The 17,359-nt window shown below is 72.3% G+C and carries 13 protein-coding genes; 11 read left to right on the top strand and 2 right to left on the bottom strand.

Annotation, left to right across the window (positions count from 1 at the left end; all coding sequences use genetic code 11):
- Positions 1-111 precede the first annotated feature (111 nt).
- Positions 112-393 carry an HPr family phosphocarrier protein gene (locus ABZ693_RS02505; RefSeq protein WP_359872486.1) on the bottom strand — a complete coding sequence of 94 codons (282 nt, stop codon included), beginning with the start codon at positions 391-393 and terminating at the stop codon, positions 112-114.
- Between the two features lie 173 nt (positions 394-566).
- On the opposite strand from ABZ693_RS02505, the gene ABZ693_RS02500 reads away from it, so the two are divergent.
- The 7 genes from ABZ693_RS02500 (at position 567) to ABZ693_RS02470 (ending at position 9,843) form a co-directional block, all read left to right on the top strand.
- On the top strand, positions 567-3,518 hold the full coding sequence (locus ABZ693_RS02500) for a bifunctional acetate--CoA ligase family protein/GNAT family N-acetyltransferase (protein WP_359872484.1): 2,952 nt from the start codon (positions 567-569) through the stop codon (positions 3,516-3,518).
- Positions 3,519-3,717: 199 nt separating this feature from the next.
- The gene (locus ABZ693_RS02495) at positions 3,718-4,311 is read left to right on the top strand and encodes a DUF5998 family protein (RefSeq protein ID WP_359872482.1); all 594 of its coding nucleotides are present in this window, start codon (positions 3,718-3,720) and stop codon (positions 4,309-4,311) included.
- The gene (locus tag ABZ693_RS02490; RefSeq protein ID WP_359872480.1) at positions 4,311-5,519 is read left to right on the top strand and encodes an alkaline phosphatase family protein; all 1,209 of its coding nucleotides are present in this window, start codon (positions 4,311-4,313) and stop codon (positions 5,517-5,519) included. Before ABZ693_RS02495 ends, ABZ693_RS02490 begins: the two co-directional genes overlap by 1 nt.
- 124 nt (positions 5,520-5,643) lie before the next feature.
- The gene (locus tag ABZ693_RS02485; protein ID WP_359872478.1) at positions 5,644-6,294 is read left to right on the top strand and encodes a thymidine kinase; all 651 of its coding nucleotides are present in this window, start codon (positions 5,644-5,646) and stop codon (positions 6,292-6,294) included.
- Positions 6,295-6,562: 268 nt separating this feature from the next.
- The gene (locus ABZ693_RS02480; protein ID WP_359872508.1) at positions 6,563-6,985 is read left to right on the top strand and encodes a hypothetical protein; all 423 of its coding nucleotides are present in this window, start codon (positions 6,563-6,565) and stop codon (positions 6,983-6,985) included.
- A 17-nt stretch (positions 6,986-7,002) separates the two neighbouring features.
- Complete coding sequence (locus ABZ693_RS02475) at positions 7,003-9,264, top strand: DUF6571 family protein (RefSeq protein ID WP_359872476.1); 2,262 nt, start codon at positions 7,003-7,005, stop codon at positions 9,262-9,264.
- 156 nt (positions 9,265-9,420) lie between these two features.
- Complete coding sequence (locus ABZ693_RS02470) at positions 9,421-9,843, top strand: hypothetical protein (RefSeq protein WP_359872474.1); 423 nt, start codon at positions 9,421-9,423, stop codon at positions 9,841-9,843.
- Between the two features lie 33 nt (positions 9,844-9,876).
- Here the strand turns inward: ABZ693_RS02470 and ABZ693_RS02465 are convergent, their stop codons facing one another.
- A complete protein-coding gene (locus tag ABZ693_RS02465) occupies positions 9,877-10,797 on the bottom strand; it encodes a LysR family transcriptional regulator (protein ID WP_359872472.1) in 921 nt (306 codons plus the stop codon).
- A 95-nt stretch (positions 10,798-10,892) separates the two neighbouring features.
- Here ABZ693_RS02465 and ABZ693_RS02460 point away from each other — a divergent pair, with 95 nt between their 5' ends.
- The 4 genes from ABZ693_RS02460 (at position 10,893) to ABZ693_RS02445 (ending at position 17,359) form a co-directional block, all read left to right on the top strand.
- Positions 10,893-12,098, top strand: a complete 1,206-nt coding sequence (locus tag ABZ693_RS02460) for an MFS transporter (RefSeq protein WP_359872470.1) — start codon at positions 10,893-10,895, stop codon at positions 12,096-12,098.
- 187 nt (positions 12,099-12,285) lie between these two features.
- Positions 12,286-14,982, top strand: coding sequence for a YfhO family protein (locus ABZ693_RS02455; RefSeq protein WP_359872468.1), 2,697 nt, complete (start codon positions 12,286-12,288; stop codon positions 14,980-14,982).
- Between the two features lie 91 nt (positions 14,983-15,073).
- Positions 15,074-16,039, top strand: a complete 966-nt coding sequence (locus tag ABZ693_RS02450) for a glycosyltransferase family 2 protein (protein WP_359872466.1) — start codon at positions 15,074-15,076, stop codon at positions 16,037-16,039.
- Positions 16,040-16,042: 3 nt separating this feature from the next.
- Positions 16,043-17,359, top strand: coding sequence for a polysialyltransferase family glycosyltransferase (locus ABZ693_RS02445; protein ID WP_359872464.1), 1,317 nt, complete (start codon positions 16,043-16,045; stop codon positions 17,357-17,359).

Here is a 17,359-nt window from a genome sequence, read left to right as displayed (position 1 = left end):
TGGGAGGCGACGCATGAACGCAGGCACACAGGCCCCGGTCGAGAGGCAGGGCGCGGCTCCCGGCAGCGACGAGAAGCCGATCCACAATGAACGTCGTCGGGGAGGAGACGGTCAGACGGTCTCGGGCAGCTCTTCCAGGCCTTCGGCGACCAGCTTCGCCAGACGGTCGAGCGCGGCCTCGGCGCCGTCGGCGTCCGAGGCGAGCACGATCACCTCGCCGCCCTGGGCGCCCAGGCCGAGCACCGCGAGCATGGACGCGGCGTTGACCGGGTTGCCGTCGGCCTTCGCGATCGTCACGGGGACGCCGGAGGCCGTGGCGGCACGGACGAAGATGGAGGCGGGGCGGGCGTGCAGGCCCTCGGCCCAGCCGACGTTGACGCGGCGCTCAGCCATGGTGGTTGCCCTTCAACTCTCAGCGGTTGTCTAGACCAGTCTCTCACGGGTGGCGAGATGCTCGGGCCGACCGGCCCCCACACGGGCCCGCCGTCCGGCCCTCCCTACCTTGCACGGCGCACAACCGCCTCGCGACCGGTGTCACGGCCCCGCGCCGGCCGTAGGCTTTCCCCATGCAGAGCGCGTCGGAACAGCCCGAACAACCGGAGCACGCCTACCCCGATCACTGGGAGGCGGACGTGGTCCTGCGGGACGGCGGCACCGCGCGCATCCGCCCCATCACCGCCGACGACGCCGACCGGCTGGTGGGCTTCTACGAGCACGTCTCCGACGAGTCGAAGTACTACCGCTTCTTCGCGCCCTACCCCCGGCTGTCCGCGAAGGACGTCCACCGCTTCACCCACCACGACTTCGTGGACCGCGTCGGACTCGCCGCGACCATCGGCGACGACTTCATCGCGACCGTCCGCTACGACCGCATCGCCCCCGACGGACGGCCCGCCTCCGCGCCCGCCGACGAGGCCGAGGTCGCCTTCCTCGTCCAGGACGCCCACCAGGGACGCGGCGTCGCCTCGGCGCTCCTCGAACACATCGCGGCCGTCGCCCGCGAGCGCGGGATCCGCCGGTTCGCCGCCGAGGTGCTGCCCGCCAACACCAAGATGATCAAGGTCTTCACGGACGCCGGCTACACCCAGAAGCGCAGCTTCGAGGACGGTTCCGTCCGCCTCCACCTCGACCTGGAGCCCACCGACCGGTCCATGGCCGTGCAGCGGGCCCGCGAACAGCGCGCCGAGGCCCGCTCCGTCCAGCGGCTGCTCGCCCCCGGCTCGGTCGCGGTGATCGGCGTCGGCCGCGCCCCCGGCGGCGTCGGCCGGACCGTGCTGCGCAACCTCCTCACGGCCGGCTACCGGGGCACCGTCCACGCCGTGAACAAGAACCTGGGGGAGGGGCCGCACACCCTGGAGGGCGTCCCCGCCCACCGCGGGCTCGCCGACATCGGCGAGCCGGTCGACCTCGCCATCGTCGCCGTCCCCGCCGACCAGGTCCCCGCGGCCGTCGCCGACTGCGGCGAGCACGGCGTCCGCGGCCTCGTCGTGCTGTCCGCCGGATACGCGGAGAGCGGTGCCGAGGGCCGCGAGCGGCAGCGCGCCCTGGTCCGCCAGGCCCGCTCGTACGGCATGCGGATCATCGGCCCCAACGCCTTCGGGATCATCAACACGGCCGAAGCCGTCCGGCTGAACGCCTCCCTCGCCCCGCAGATGCCCGCCGCCGGCCGCATCGGCCTCTTCGCCCAGTCCGGGGCCATCGGCATCGCCCTGCTCGCCGGGCTGCACCGGCACGGCGCGGGCGTCTCCTCCTTCATCTCCGCCGGCAACCGCGCCGACGTCTCCGGCAACGACCTGCTCCAGCACTGGTACGACGACCCGGCCACCGACGTCGTCCTGCTCTACCTGGAGTCGATCGGCAACCCGCGCAAGTTCACCCGGCTCGCCCGCCGCACCGCCGCCGTCAAGCCCGTGGTCGTCGTGAAGGGCGCCCGGCACAGCGGCAGCGCCCCGCCCGGACACCGGGTGCCGGTCACCCGCGTCCCGTACGCCACCGTCTCCGCGCTGCTGCGACAGGCCGGAGTCATCCGCGTCGACACCATCACCGAACTCGTCGACACCGGTCTGCTCCTCGCCGACCAGCCGCTGCCCGCCGGCCCCCGGGTCGCCATCCTCGGCAACTCCGAGTCGCTGGGCCTGCTCGCCTACGACGCCTGCCTCACCGAGGGGCTGCGCCCGCAGCGGCCGCTCGACCTGACGACCGGCGCCACCCCCGACGACTTCCGCGCCGCGCTGGCGGCGGCCCTGGCCGACGACGGCTGCGACGCGGTCGTCGTCACCGCCATACCGCGGGTGGGGGAGGACGGCGCCGGCGAGGGCGGCGGAGAAGGGGGCAGGGGTACGTCCCGGGGCGTCGACGTGCTGGCCGCGGCCCTGCGCGCCGCCGTCGCCGCCGCGCCCGGTCCCGCGAAGCCGGTCGTCGTCGTCCACGTGGAGATGGGCGCGCTCGCCGAGGCCCTGTCCGCGGTCACCCGGACCCGTCCCACCGGTACGGCGTCCGTCGCGGTCGCCCCTCCGCAGGCTGTGGCTCCGGCTCCCACCCCGACCCCGGCGCTGGTTCCGGAACCGGCTGCCCCGCGTGCCGCCGCCGACTCGGCCGTTCCCGTTCCCGTACCCGCCGCCGAGCCGACCACGCCCGGCGCCATCCCCGCGTACCCCGCCGCCGAGCGCGCCGTCCGTGCCCTCGCCGAGTCCGTCCGCTACGCCGACTGGCGCCGCCGGTCCGCCACCGACCCCGGCCGGGTCCCCGAATTCGACCGGATCGACGAATCCGCCGCCGCCGGTCTCATCGCCCGCGTCCTGCGCACCCGCGACGCCCACACGCGCGGGGTCACCCTCGACTGCGACGAGACCACCGACCTGCTCGGCCACTACGGAATCCGGGTGCTGCCGACGCTGCCCGCCCCCGGCCCCGACGAGGCCGTCCGGGCCGCCGCCCGCCTCGGTTTCCCGGTCGCGCTCAAGACCACCGCGCCCCATCTGCGCCACCGCCCCGACCTCGGCGGCGTCCGGCTCGACCTGGCCACCGAGGGGCAGCTGCGCACCGCGTACGCCGAACTCACCGAGGCCCTCGGCAAGCCCGAGGAGCTCCAGCCCGTCGTCCAGGCGATGGTGCCGCGCGGCGTCGACACCGTCGTCCGCGCCGCCATCGACCCCGCCGTCGGCGCCGTGCTCTCCTTCGGCCTGGCGGGTGCCCCCTCCGAACTGCTCGGCGACATGTCCCACCGGCTGGTCCCCGCCACCGACCGGGACGCCGCCGACCTCGTCCGTTCCATCCGCACCGCGCCCCTCCTCTTCGGCTGGCGCGGCTCGGCGCCCGTCGACACGGCCGCGCTCGAAGAGCTGCTGCTGCGGATCTCCCGGCTCGTCGACGACCATCCCGAGGTCGTCGCGATCTCCCTCGAACCGGTGGTCGTCGCGCCGCGCGGTCTGTCCGTGCTCGGCGCCAGCGTCCGCCTCGCCCCGCCCCCGCCCTCACCCGTCACCGACCTCGGCCCGCGCCGCCTCCCCTCCTACTGATCGGGGCCGCGGGTCCGGGGCCGCCGGTCCGGGGCTCCTGAGCCGCGGCCGCCGATCCGGCGCGCGACCCGTACCGAGCCCCGTTCGCCCCCATGCGCCCCATGGCGAGTCGGATGTCACAGCCCGGGCGCCGCCGAACGGCCCCGGCCGCCCGTTCGGCGGGCCAAGCGGTCCCTGCCCACGGATTAAGATGGAGTCCATGGCGAAGACCGGTACGACGACTCAGGGGCTGCGCACGGCGATCGAGCGCAGTGGCTATTACCCGGCCCTCGTGGCCGAGGCGGTGGAGTCCGCCGTCGGCGGCGAGGCCGTGACGTCGTACGTGGTCCATCAGGAGACCACGTTCGACGCGAACGAGGTCCGGCGGCATGTCACCGTCCTCGTCCTCACGGCGAACCGCTTCATCGTCAGCCACACCGACGAGCAGACCGCAGACAGCGGCTCCCCGACGCCGTACGCCACGACGTCCACCGAGTCCGTCAACCTCGACCGGATCTCCTCGGTCGTCGTCAGCCGCATGGTCGCCAACCCCGAGTCGTACACCCCGGGCACGCTGCCCCGCGAGGTCGTGCTCACCATCGGCTGGGGCGCGGTCTCCCGGATCGACCTGGAGCCGGCCGCCTGCGGCGACCCCAACTGCGACGCCGACCACGGCTACACCGGCAACTCCACCGCCGACGACCTCAGCCTCCGGGTGAGCGACGCCGGTGACGGTCCGGACACCGTGCGCCAGACGCTCGCCTTCGCCCAGGCCCTCTCCGAGGCCACCGCGTCGACCTCCGCCGCCCGCTGATGGTCCAGCCCACCGCCGTCGCCCAGGGCTGGCCGGACGACCCGATTCCGCTCGACCCCGCCACCGCGCCGCTGCCCGCCTACGGCGCCGGCTCCCTCGCCGACCTGCTGCCCACGCTCGTCGCGGGGCAGGGCGTGCCCGGCTTCGAGGCACGGATCAGCGAGCTCGCGCCCGCCGACCGGGTCTGCGTCTTCCTGGTCGACGGGCTCGGCTGGGAACAGGTCAGGGCCCACCCCGACGAGGCCCCCTTCCTCACCTCGCTGCTCGCCGGCTCGCGCGGCGGCACCGGTCTCCCGCTGACCGCCGGCTTCCCCGCCACCACCGCGACCTCGCTCGCCTCGGTCGGCACCGGCCTCCACCCCGGCGCCCACGGCCTGCCCGGTTACACGGTGCGCGACCCGGACACCGGCGGGCTGATGAACCAGCTCCGCTGGAAGCCCTGGACGGCGCCGCGGGTCTGGCAGCCGTACCCCACCGTCTTCCAGCTCGCCCACGAGGCCGGGATCCACACCGCCCAGGTCTCCTCGCCGATCTTCGCGGACACCCCGCTCACCAAGATCGCACTGAGCGGCGGCAGCTTCCACGGGCGCCTGTCCGGCGAGGAGCGCATGGACTTCGCCGCCGAGCAGCTCGCCGCCGGCGACCGCTCGCTGGTCTACACGTACTACAGCGAACTCGACGGCGCCGGACACCGCTTCGGCATCTCCTCGGACGCCTGGCGCGGCCAGCTGATGTTCGTCGACCGGCTCGCCCAGCGGCTCGCCGAGCAGCTGCCGCCCCGCGCGGCGCTGTACGTGACCGCCGACCACGGCATGGTCGACATCCCCTTCGACGAGGACCACCGGATCGACTTCGACGAGGACTGGGAGCTGCGCGCCGGGGTCGCCCTGCTCGGCGGCGAGGGCCGGGCCCGGCATGTCTACGCCGTCCCGGGCGCCGAGTCCGACGTCCTCACCTGCTGGCGCGAGGTCGTCGGCGACCGCTTCTGGGTGGCGAGCCGCGACGAGGCCATCGGGCTCGGCTGGTTCGGCGAGCACGTCGACGAGCGGGTGTACGGCCGGATCGGCGACGTCGTCGTCGCCGCGGCGGACGAGGACATCGCCATCACCGCCTCCCTCAACGAGCCGAACGAGTCCGCGATGACGGGCATGCACGGTTCGATGACGGCTGCGGAGCAGCTGGTTCCGCTCCTCGAAGTACGTTCCTGAGGGGCGGCCCGGCCCGTCCGCCCCGTGTGATCCTGAAAGGTCCCCGCCCACCCATGCCCGAGCCGGTGTTCGCCGAGCTCCGGCACCGTATGTCCTGCCCGCCCCGAAAGGTCGCTTTCCTCTGATGTCCGAATTGGTATTTTTCTCCGGCACCATGGATTGCGGGAAGAGTACTCTGGCGCTCCAGATCGGGCACAACCGGTCGGCTCGCGGGCTCCAAGGCGTGATCTTCACCCGGGACGACCGCGCGGGCGAGGGCAAGCTGTCCTCCCGGCTGGGCCTGGTGACGGAGGCGGTCGAGGCCACCGAGGGCATGGACCTGTACGCGTACCTGGTCGCCGAACTCTCCCAGGGCGGCCGGGCGGACTACGTGATCGCCGACGAGGCGCAGTTCCTGGCACCGGAGCAGATCGACCAGCTGGCCCGGATCGTGGACGACCTCCACCTGGACGTCTTCGCGTTCGGAATCACCACGGACTTCCGTACGAAACTCTTCCCCGGCTCCCAGCGCCTGATCGAACTGGCGGACCGGATCGAACATCTCCAGGTCGAGGCCATGTGCTGGTGCGGCGCCCGCGCCACGCACAACGCCCGTACGGTGGGCGGCGAGATGGTCGTGGAAGGCGCCCAGGTGGTGGTCGGCGACGTGAACCGGCCCGCGGAGGAGATCGGTTACGAGGTCCTGTGCCGTCAGCACCACCGCCGCCGCATGACGAGCGCGACGGCCCAGGCGGGTGTGCTCTCCCCGGACGTCCTCCCCGTCAACCACGCCTGACGGTCCCTCGCCTCCATCCCAGCCGCCGGCGCCTGTGCGCGCCGGCGGCTGGGCTTTTTGTTACGTTTCCGCGCTGGCCGGATTCGTATGGCTGGGGCAGTCCCTGAAGTTGGGCGAGCGGTCGGGTTGCTACTGTGAAGAGAACAACCCGTCATTTCTCGAATGACCGGTCGGTCATGGGCTGTAGGGGGAGGCGCCGATGTCGAACGGGGGCGTCGTTCGACAGGCCATGCCGTGCCGCCAGGACCAGTTCTACGAGGGGGGCATCATGGCCTGGGACGAGTGGGAACACCTCAAGGCCGAATCCGCTCAGCGGCAGTCGGCCCGGATGCGGTTGAACGGAACCCCGGGGGCGTCCGATGGCGCGGCGGATCTGGTGGTGAACCGGGACGACCTCGGGGCGATCGGGCACGAGGCGTACCAGCTGCGCAGCCGGCTCACCCGCGACGGCGATCACGCCCGACCGGCGACCTTCGACGCGTCGATCGCCCTCATGAACGGCAACTTCACGAGCGGAACAGAGCTGTTGAAGGTGCACGACCGGTGGAACACCCAGTTGCGCACGCTCCTCGACGCCTGCGCCCGGATCTCCAACCACCTCGACTACAGCAAGTCCGCCCACGCCAAGGACGACGTGCGCATCGGGGGCGACCTGCTCTCGGTGTCCAAGATCGACGAAAACTTCACGTAAGACCCGGGGGAAGTGTCGTGCTGACATTCGACGACGTGGTCAACGCGCCCGTCGCCAAGCTGAAGCAGGCCGTCGACGACTGGTCGACGATGGTGACCAAGCTGGAGATGCTCTCCGAGGACGCCCGCAACGGAATGCGGGCCAAGACTGACAAGGCCCAGTGGCAGGGCGTCAACTCCGAGGTCACCAGGCCCTTCATCGCCAAGACGGTCAAGGAGTTCGAGGACGCCGAGGCGGAGGCGAGGGGTGTCAAGCTGCTGCTCGCCGACGCGCACACGTCGTTCAAGGCCGCCAAGGACGAGCTCGTCAAGATCAGGGACGAGGAAGGTCCGGCCGCGGGCATCCACGTGGACGCCAAGGGCAAGGTCACGCCACGGCACGACCTGGAGACCGACGCATCGGCGCGCCACGACCCGGACTACCAGGATGCCCTGCGCAAGCAGAAGCATGATGTGACGTCCTGGCAGCGGAAGATCGACCGGATCATCGAGGACTGCTCCGACGCTGACGACTCGCTGAAGCGCGCGCTCGCGGCGAACGTGAAGGACGATCACAACTTCAGCGCCGCGAAGTTCAAGAGCCTCGACGCCGAACAGGTCGACCGGGCCGCGGAGTTGCTGAAGAAGATCACCGGCGAAGGCGGCACGGCACGCAATGTGGCGGAGCTGCGTGAATTCGAAGACCTCATGGACGACAACCGCGACGACCCCGAGTTCGCGACCGCCTTCTTCCGGAAGGTGGGCCCCGAAGGGACTCTCGACGCCTACGCCGAGATGGCTTTGAACTCGACCTCCCTCGGGCCGGCCGGCCAGGACCGGGTGGATCTGGTCAAGAACATCCAGAGCGACATGGGCGCGATGCTCGGTCTCGCCACCCGGTCGTCGACACCGAACCACCTCGACGCCACGTGGACCAACGAACTCCTGAAGGCGGGCCGCAAGCCGCTCGACATCCCCGGCATCGGTTTAGGCCCGAAGGTGTACGGCTACCAGGCCCTGAGCGGACTCATCAGGGAAGGGGCCTACGACAAGGACTTCCTCGTCTCGGTCGGCCGGGACATGGTCGCCATGGACAAGCAGAACCCGCGTGTCTGGGAGGACTCCCTTCCGCTGGACATCAAGCAACGCATCAACCTCGGCGAGACGGGCGGCAAGGGGTTCAACCCTCTCACCGGCCTCATGGAAGCGATGGCCAACAATCCCGAGGCGTCGGCCGCGTTCTTCGACGAACCACTCCGCGAGGACACGAACAAGGACGGCATCGTGACCCGGGAGGACGGCGCGATCAAGGGTAAGGGCGCCCAGGGCATCGTCGACTACATGCTCGACAAGAAACCCACGGACGACTGGTACGACGTGGTCACCTACGAGGAGCCGAGTCCCGGGCAGGAGGCCATGGGGAACGCCCTGGAAGCGGCGGTCACCGGCCGCAGCCCAGGCGAGGAGGACGCGCCGCTCGTCGAGCACACCAAGACCATGAGCAGTGTGATGGAGAAGGTCGTCGCGAAGATCGGCGCCTCGCCGGAGCTCGTGACAGGCGAAGGTCCGCTCACCGGACTCGCCCCGACCTTCGGCGACATGGCCGCCGAATACATGCCCGACCTGCAGGCCGCTGCCGAGAACGGCGCCGACCAGGCCAAGCCGCTCGGCAAGATGGCGGAGTTCAACAAGGGGGAGATGGCCTTCTTCCTCGGTGCGGTCGGCCAGGACCCTCAGGCGTACGGCGCGATCACCAACGCTCAGCAGGCGTACACCGCGCTTCTGGTGTCCGACGTCTTCCAGAATCCCGACCAGCACGGGGATCCCAGTGTCGCCCTGCGGAACGCTGTCCATCCGGGAGGCGAGATCGCGGGCATCATGACGGAGGCGAGGGCACAGGCCGTTCATGACGCCAGCGCCCAGGCGGACAAGGACTACAACGACAGCGTGGCGGAAAACGCGAAGTGGACCAATCGCATCATCGACGCGGTCGGCGCGAAGTACGTCGAGATGCTTCCCGTAGGTGGTGACGTGGTCGACTGGATCAAGGAAGACGTCACGGAGTCCGCCGTGGAGAACGCGGAGAAGGACAGGACGAGTGAGGCGCGTCACGAGTCGTCCAAGGGGTACTCGGAAGCCGAGGAAGCGGTGAAGGCGTCGGCTGAACGAGCGGTCGAAAGGGCTGCGAAGGATGCCCATCTCACGCCGGAGCAGATCAGGGAGTACAAGGGCGCGGCGTCCATCGAGGCCGGAACTGCTCACTCTGTCGGCCGTGACCTGGTTTCCAGTTCGAAGGGATAGAGGTCGATTCCTGTGTTCCAATGTGGAAGGGCGGTCAGGGCAGCGCTGCTCGGCGTAGCGGCGGGTGGTCTCTTGGCAGGCTGTTCGGACGCTCAGCCGAAGGCGGTGCCGAAACTCCCCGCGCGTGTCTGCTGGGGCGCCTTCTCCGGTAGCGAGGTGGCTTCCTTTCTCCCGGGAGGGGACAAGGCCGGGGTCAGGGCGAGGCCCTTTGCGCTGGCCGAGAGCATGGACGACGTGACATGCAGCGTCGATGTCGATGGGGTTGATCGGTTCACTGCGAATGCCACTTATCAGAACTTCGAGGACCTGATCGAATGGGGATCCTGGGCCGGGCCGGATTCACGGCCTATCGACGTGGGGAAGAAGGGCATTGTCTGGCCTGGTGGTGCCGGCACATATTTCGTCTGCGAGCCTTCGAAGTCCCCGTCCGGTCCTGGTAAGTACATCAGGATTTACATCAATACTTCCAAGCCGCCGGAGAAGAAAGAAGTTCAGGACTCCCTGCCGAAACTCCTGCAGGAATTTCTGACGTTCACCGAGCGTGAGCTGAAGTGCCCCGGAGCCTCGGCGAAGAAGTGAGCCCGCCCGGCCTGGCCCCGGCCTGAGCCGGGGTCAGGCCGGCTCCTCCCCGGGCGCCGTCTCGGCCAGGGCCCGGGCGAAGGCCTGGGCCGGGGATGGGCCGGCTCCGCGGCGAAGGACGAGGCCGAGCAGGGAGTCCGGGAGGCCCTCGACCGGGACGTAGGCGAGCGAAGCGCGGTGGGCGTGGTACGCGGCCGTCGAGCGGCAGAGCAGCAGCGCTCCCCGGTCCACCGCGGCGAGCGAGAGGGCTTCCTGCAGGGTGTTGACCTGAGGGCCGGGCGGGATCGGCAGGCCGCTTGGGGTCTCGCGCGGGGCCTGCGCCAGGCGCCAGTAGGCGGGTGCGGAGTCGTGGAGGCCGATCAGCCGGATCCCTGCCAGCTCCTCCGCGGTGACCGAATCCCGTCCCGCCAGAGGATGCCGGGCGGACAGCGCCAGGGTCTGCGGCTGCCGCGAGAACACCGGCCCGAGCACCAGGTCGTCCTCCGCCACCGGCAGCAGCACCACCGCGCAGTCCACCTCCTTGCGGCGCACCGGCCCGAACGGATCGGACAGCGCGAGCTCCACCACCTCGGTCGCGCACTCCGGATGGCGTTCCTCGAACCGGGCGATGGCCCGGGCCAGATGGTCGTCCACCGTTCCCTGGAAGCCGATCCGCAGCACCCCTCCGGCGTTCCGGGCGGCGGCCCGGGCCTCGTCGACGGTCGCGCGCAGGGCCTCGTACGCCGGACGCAGCGAGGAAAGGAACGACGCGCCCAGCGGGGTCAGGCTGACCCGGCGGCTGGTGCGCTCCACCAGAGGTGCGCCGATCCGGCCCTCCAGTGACCGGAGCAGCTGGCTGACCCGGCTCTGCGATACGTACAGCCGCTCGCCCGCGCGGCCGAAGTGCAGTTCCTCGGCGAGCACGAGGAAGGCCTCCAGCTCGCGGAGGTGCAGCGTATTCGGGTTCGTGCTCATGGCCGCCTCGCCCTCCGTCGATCGATGAGCTCAGCTCATCGAAGCATGAGCGATCGGCCGTTGTTCCCGCAGGTCGCGGCGGATTGGCTGAAGGCATGGCACAGACAGAGGATTTCGCACAGGCATCCCCGGAGGTGGCCCGTCCCCGGGGCGGCGGCTGGCCCGCCGTGGGGGCTGTCGCCGGCGCGACGTTCACCGTGGTCACGTCCGAGATGCTGCCGGTGGGGCTGCTCACGCCCCTCGGCGAGGAACTGGGGGTCAGCGAGGGGACGGCCGGCCTGACCCTGACGCTCACGGGTCTGATGGCCGCGGTGTCCGCGCCGCTGCTCACCCCGGCCCTCGGCCGCTTCGACCGCCGCCCGGTGCTGTGCGGCCTGATGGCGGTGCTGATCGTCGGCAACCTGCTGGCCGCCTGGTCCCCGCACTTCGCGGTGATGATGGCGGCCCGGGTCCTGGTCGGCGTCGGCATGGGCGGGGTGTGGGCCCTCGCGGCCGGTCTCGCCGTACGGCTGGTCCCGGGGCGGTCCGTCGGGCCGGCCACCTCGCTGATCTTCAGCGGCATCGCGGTGGCCTCGGTGCTCGGTGTTCCGGCCGGCACGTACATCGGTGAACTGGGCGGCTGGCGTACGGCGTTCTTCACCGTCGCCGGACTTGCTCTCCTCGTTCTCTTGGCCTTGGCGGCGCTCCTGCCGAGGCTGCCCGCCGAGCGGGAGGTCCGGCTCGGCGGCGTGCTGCGGCTGGCCGGCGAGCCGCGGGTGGCGACCGGGCTCGGCGTGGTGGCGCTCCTGGTCACCGGCCACTTCGCCGCCTACACGTACATACGGCCCGTCCTGGAGGAGATCTCGGGCGCGAGCGCTCCCGTGATCGGCACCCTGCTGCTGGTGTACGGCGTCGCCGGCGTGCTCGGCACCTTCGCCTCGGGCGCCGCCGCCGCGCGCTCCCCGCGCGGTGCGCTCGTGGCGATCGGCCTGGTGCTGGCCGCGACGGTGGCCCTGATGCCGCTGGTCGGCGGCTTGGTGGTCACGGTGGCGGTGCTGCTCGCGGTCTGGGGCCTGTCGTACGGCGGGGTCTCGGTCGCCACCCAGGCCTGGCTGCTGGCGGCGGCCCCCGAGGCGCGCGAGGCCGCGTCCGCGCTGTTCGTCGGCGTGTTCAACGGCTCGATCGCCCTGGGCGCGTTGCTCGGCGGCCAGGCCGCGGACGGGTTCGGTGTCGAGGTCGTCTTGTATCTGGGCGCGGCCCTCGCCGCCGGCGGTCTGGCGGTGACGGCCCTGGGGCGGGGGCCTGCCGGGGCAGGCCGCTGACGGGCAGGCGGGGGGCGGACATCGGGCACCTGCTGTTCACCTGTGGTGTGCCCGGAGACCTCCTTCTGATCGGACGGCGGTCGCACATCTCGGAGGTAATGCGTTTCTACGACAATCAGACCGCGAGCCGTGCCGAGCCGCGCTGCGCCGAGCAGTGCCGCGCCGTGCCGGCCGACCAGGAGGACGTGTGCCACCCGCAGCCGAGCCCGAGGTCGCGCCCGAGCCCCAGGTCACGCCCGTGCTCGCACCCGGATCCGCGAGCGAGCCCCGGCCGTCGCGGCCGTCCCGCGGGTCCCGGCCCCGGCTCCGGGCGGCGGCCGGGGCGGCCCTGCTCACCGGCGTGCTGTTCTGTCTGGCCGGACGGCTCGCCGGCAGCTACCCGTTCGGCACCCGGACCCGCAACATCGTCGACCTCGGCCAGCAGTACCTGCCGTTCCACGCCTACTGGCGCGACCTGCTCCTCGGCCGGACCCACGGCGACCTGTTCCTGAACTGGTCGTCGGGGTTCGGCACCAACTTCCTGGGCGACTTCGGCACGTACCTCAGCAGCCCCTTCGACCTGCTCGTCGTCCTCTTCCCGGCCGACCGGCCCGAACTCGCCCTGTACGCCGTCACCGCGCTCAAGATCGCCACGGCGGGCGCGGCGATGGCGGCCCTGCTCCTCACCCTGCGGCGCGGCCCGTGGCCGGTCGCCGCGATCCTCGGCACCGCCTACGCGCTGTCCGGCTGGACCTTCAACTACGGTGCCACCGTGCCGATGTGGCTCGACGGGCTCGTCGCCTTCCCGCTGCTCTGCCTGGTGGGGGAGTGGGCGCGCAAGGGACGCCGCCCGGTGCTCGGGCCGCTGGTCGTCGCGCTCGCGTGGTGCGCCAACTTCTACACCGCGTACATGGCCACGATCGGCGCCGCCGTCGTCCTCGTCGTCCGGCTGCTCACGACCGACGACACAGCCACAGCCACCACCTCCACCAGCATCAAGCCCACGTTCGAAGCCGCCGGCCGCCCCCGCTTCCTCGCGCTGCTGCGCGCCGCCCGCTCCGTCCTGCTCGGCATCGGGCTCGCCGCCCCGCTCGTGATCGTCATCTTCCTCGGCACGAAGGCCGCCGACCCGACCCCGCCGACCGCCTTCGTCGCGGCCGCCTGGTCCGACGTCGCCGCCCGCTTCCTGCCGGCCACGGCCAGCGTGGCCACGCCCGCCCTCTTCATCGGCACGCCCGCCCTGGCGCTCGCCCTCACCCTGCCCTTCAACAGCGCGGTCGCCGGCCGTGTCCGGGCCGGCTGGATCACGGCGATCGCGCTGGTCACGCTGTCCCTGCAGTGGGAGCCGACGCATCTGCTCTGGCACGCCGGCGCCTCGCCGAACGGGATTCCGTACCGTCAGACCTTCGTGCTGTGCGGTCTGTTGCTGATGGCCGCCTGGCTGTCCGTGGCCGGCGGGCCGCCCCGGCCGCGCGCGCTGCTCGGCGGCACCGGCGCGCTCGGCCTTCTCACGCTGGCCGCGGCCGGCAGCGTCGACATCGATCGCTGGACCTATCCGGCCGTCGCCGGAGCCGTCGCCCTCGGCGTGCTCGCCGCCGCGGCCGCCCTGCTCGCCCGGGCCCGCCCCGTCGGCCGGCTGCTTCCCGTCCTCGCCGTCGTCCTGCTGCTCGCCGCGCAGGCGGGCGAGACCCTGGTCACCGGCAAGCGCATCGAGGAACAGCAGCTGAGCGAGGTCTCCTGGGCGCCCCGCGTCGGGCCCTGGCACACCGACATGGCCCGCGCGGTCGCGGAGAAGGACGCCTGGCCGCGCCACCGCACCGACCCCGGCGAGGTCCCGGGCGGCAACGACGTGCTGCTGGTCGGCGGCGAGGGCGCCGACTACTACAGCAGCCTCACCTCCGACACCTACTCCCGCACCCTCACCGGCCTCGGCTTCGGCTACTACGCCAAGGGCCGCCACCCGGTGAGCCTCGACAACCCCGTCACCGACGCGATCTTCTCCATCGGCACCCGGATGCGGTCGACGCCCCGGGGCCCGCTCGCGCTCGACCGGCTGCCCGAGGCCACGATCACCGTCACCGACACGCCCGTACCCCCGCTCGTCACCGTCCATCCCGCCGGAGCCCCCGCCCCCGCCGGATCCTCCGATTCCGCCTTCGCCCGCCAGGAGCGGATGCTCGGCCGCGCGGTGTACGAGGTGCCCGCCGGCCCGCGCCGTACCACCGCCCCCGACGGCGCGGGCACCACCCTCACCGCGCGCTGTCCGGCCGGCTCCGACGTCTGGCTCTGGGCCCCGGAGTACCAGGGCACGGCGGCCCTCGCGGGCAGCCCTTCCGCCACGTCCACGTTCGCCGGCAAGCTGCCCTCCGTCGTGGCGCCCATGCAGCGGCTCGGCACCGTCCCGGCCGACGGGACCGTACGGATCGACCTGCGGCCCGAGCCGAAGGCCGGGCCCCGGCCGAAGCTGCCCGCGAACCCCGTCGGCTGCCTGGACCGGCAGCGGCTCGCCGACACCGTCCGCGACCTCACCGCCACCGGCGCCACCGCCGTCCGCGCCACCGGCCACACCCTCACCGCCGACCTGCCCGCGGGCAGCACCGGCACCGCCGTCGTCGCCGTCCCCCGCACCCGTGGCTGGCGCTGCGCCGCGGGCGACGCGCCCCTGGCGCCCGCGGACAGCCGTCTCGGTCTGCTCGCCGTCCCCCTCGACGGCCGGGCCACGTCCGTGACCTGCTCCTTCCGCCCGCCCGGGGTGAAGCTCGGCGGCGCCGTCGGCGCGGCGGCCCTCCTCGGCCTGCTCGCCACCGCCCTGCCGCACCGGGGCCGGCGGACCGGCCGCGTCCACCCATCCGCCGGACGGCAGGAGTTCACCGCCCGTGCACATCCGGCTCGTTCGACGGAGTGAACCCCTGCGCAGCGCCCCACCCGGCGGCCGGCCCGGACATCCGTCCGGCCGCCCGTCCGACCCGTACCGATCAGTGAGCTGGTGAGCCAGAGTGCCGAAACTGTCCGTCGTCGTGCCCCTCCACAATGTCGGGCCCTACGCCCCCGACACCCTGCGCAGTCTCGCCGACAACGCGGCCGACGACATCGAGTTCCTGCTGGTCGACGACCACTCCACCGACGAGACGCCGGACCTCCTCGACCGCTGGAAGAACCGCATCCCCCAGGCCACCGTCATCCGCCACGAGACCAACCTCGGCGTCGCCCAGGCGCGCAACACCGGCATCGACGCGGCCACCGGCGACTACGTCACCTTCCTCGACGGCGACGACTGGTACGCGCCCGGCCACCTGCGCGCCATGGTGACCGGAATCCACCGGCTGGGCTGCGACTTCGCGCGCACCGACCACGTCCTGTCGACCGGGCGCGAGCGGCAGGTCCGCTACGCCCCGGCGAAGGAACGCGACACCGTCATGGACCCCCGGGACGGCATCGCGCCGTCCTCCATGGTGACGATGGTCGACTACCCGTTCGTCCCGTTCGGCATCTACAGCGCGTCGCTCTTCCGGGACGGCGCGGGCCGCTTCGAGACGAAGCTGCGCACCGCCGAGGACCGGCTCTGGATCTGGCGCCTCCATCTCGCCGCCACCAGCTACGCGGCGCTCTCCCTGCACGGCGTCTTCTACCGGCGCGGTGTCACCACCTCCCTCACCCAGATCTCCGACAACCGCCAGCTGGACTTCATCCCCTCCTACGACCTGCTGCTCGACGAGGTCTCCCGAGACCGCGACGCCGACCGCTTCCTGCCCAAGGCCGTCCGTACGTACTGCGCGATGATCGCCTTCCACCTCGGGAAGTCCGACCAGTACGAGGCGGCCGTCGGCAAGCGGCTGCGCCGTGACGTCACCGACGCGCTGCGCCGGATGCCGCAGCAGGTCCTCGACGAGACCCTCGCGACCATGGACACCCCCCGCAGCACCCTCCTGAGGAGCCTGCGCGACACCGGAAAGGCCGCCTGAACCATGGCCCTCACCCACCGGCCCGATGCCCACGCCCCCGCGGACACCCGCCCCGTCCAGATCTTCCAGGTCTCCACGCTGTACGGCGCCGCCACCGTGGCCGCCGCCCTCGACGCCGGGCGGTTCGGCGCCCCCGGCGAGGCCCGCCGGGTGCTGCTCGTCTCGAACAACGCCGAGATCCCCGAGACGGCCGTCCGCCTGGAGACCATGACCGGCTACGGGCGGATCGCGACCCGCTTCGACGAGGTCGTCGACTGGAACCAGGCCGTCCACCCGTACCACCCCAGCACCTGGGCGCCCCGTCCCGAGGAGTCGCCGCTCTGGCAGCGGGTGCTGCGCATGGCGTGGCGACTCGGCACCGTGCCGGTCGAGCTGATCGTCGAGTCCATCCAGGTCAACCCGGCCAAGGCGCTCGCCGCCGTGTTCGCCGAGAGCCCCGTCCACGTCTACGCCGACGGCCTGATGAGCTACGGGCCGACCCGCGACGAACTGCCCCACTCCATCGCCTGCCGCATCCGCCGGGTGCTCCACCTGGACCTCGTCCCCGGCCTGCGGCCGCTGCTCCTCACCGAGTACGGCGTCGGCGCCGAACTGGTCCCCGACGACGCCTTCCGCGCCGTGCTCCGGGAGATCGCGGCGGCCTCCGAGGACTCGGCGGAGAACGCCGCGCTCACCACCGTGGCCGCCGCCGCGCCCAGCGCGCTCCTCCTCGGCCAGTACCTCGCCGCCCTCGGCATCCTCACCGCCGAGGAGGAAGAGGAACTGCACGTCCGGATGCTGCGCGGCGCCGCCGCGGCCGGGCACCGGTCCCTCGTCTTCAAGCCGCACCCGACGGCCCCGGCGAGCCAGACGGCGGCCCTGTACGAGGAGGCCGAGCGCGCCGGCGTCACCCTCACCGTCCTGGACGGGCCGCTGCTCGCCGAGACCTTCTACGCCCGGTGCCGGCCCGGGCTCGTCGTCGGCTGCTTCTCCACGGCCATGCTCACCGCCGCCGCGTACTTCGGCGTGCCCGTCGCGCGCGTGGGCACCGACACCGTGCTCGGCAGGCTCACCCCGTACGAGAACAGCAACCGCGTCCCGTTGACGATCGTCCACCATCTGGTGACCGACCTGGAGAGCGGCACGGAGCCCACCGTCCCGGACGGCGCGCCCGCGAGCCTCGCGCCGCTGGTGCGCGCCGTCGGCTACTGCATGCGCCCGGCCGCGCATCCGGGGCTGCGGGCCGAGGCCGTCCGGTACGTGGCGGAGCACCCCGGCGAGCCGCACTTCCCGGCCGAGCGGCTCGCCGAACTCACGCTGCCGCTCCCGGCCCGCGCGTAG

The sequence above is a fragment of the Streptomyces laurentii genome (assembly GCF_040635425.1).
GTDB classification, from domain to species: Bacteria; Actinomycetota; Actinomycetes; order Streptomycetales; family Streptomycetaceae; genus Streptomyces; species Streptomyces laurentii.
The sequence above is the reverse complement of the archived record's forward strand: the minus strand, read 5'-3'. Positions and strand labels throughout refer to the sequence as shown.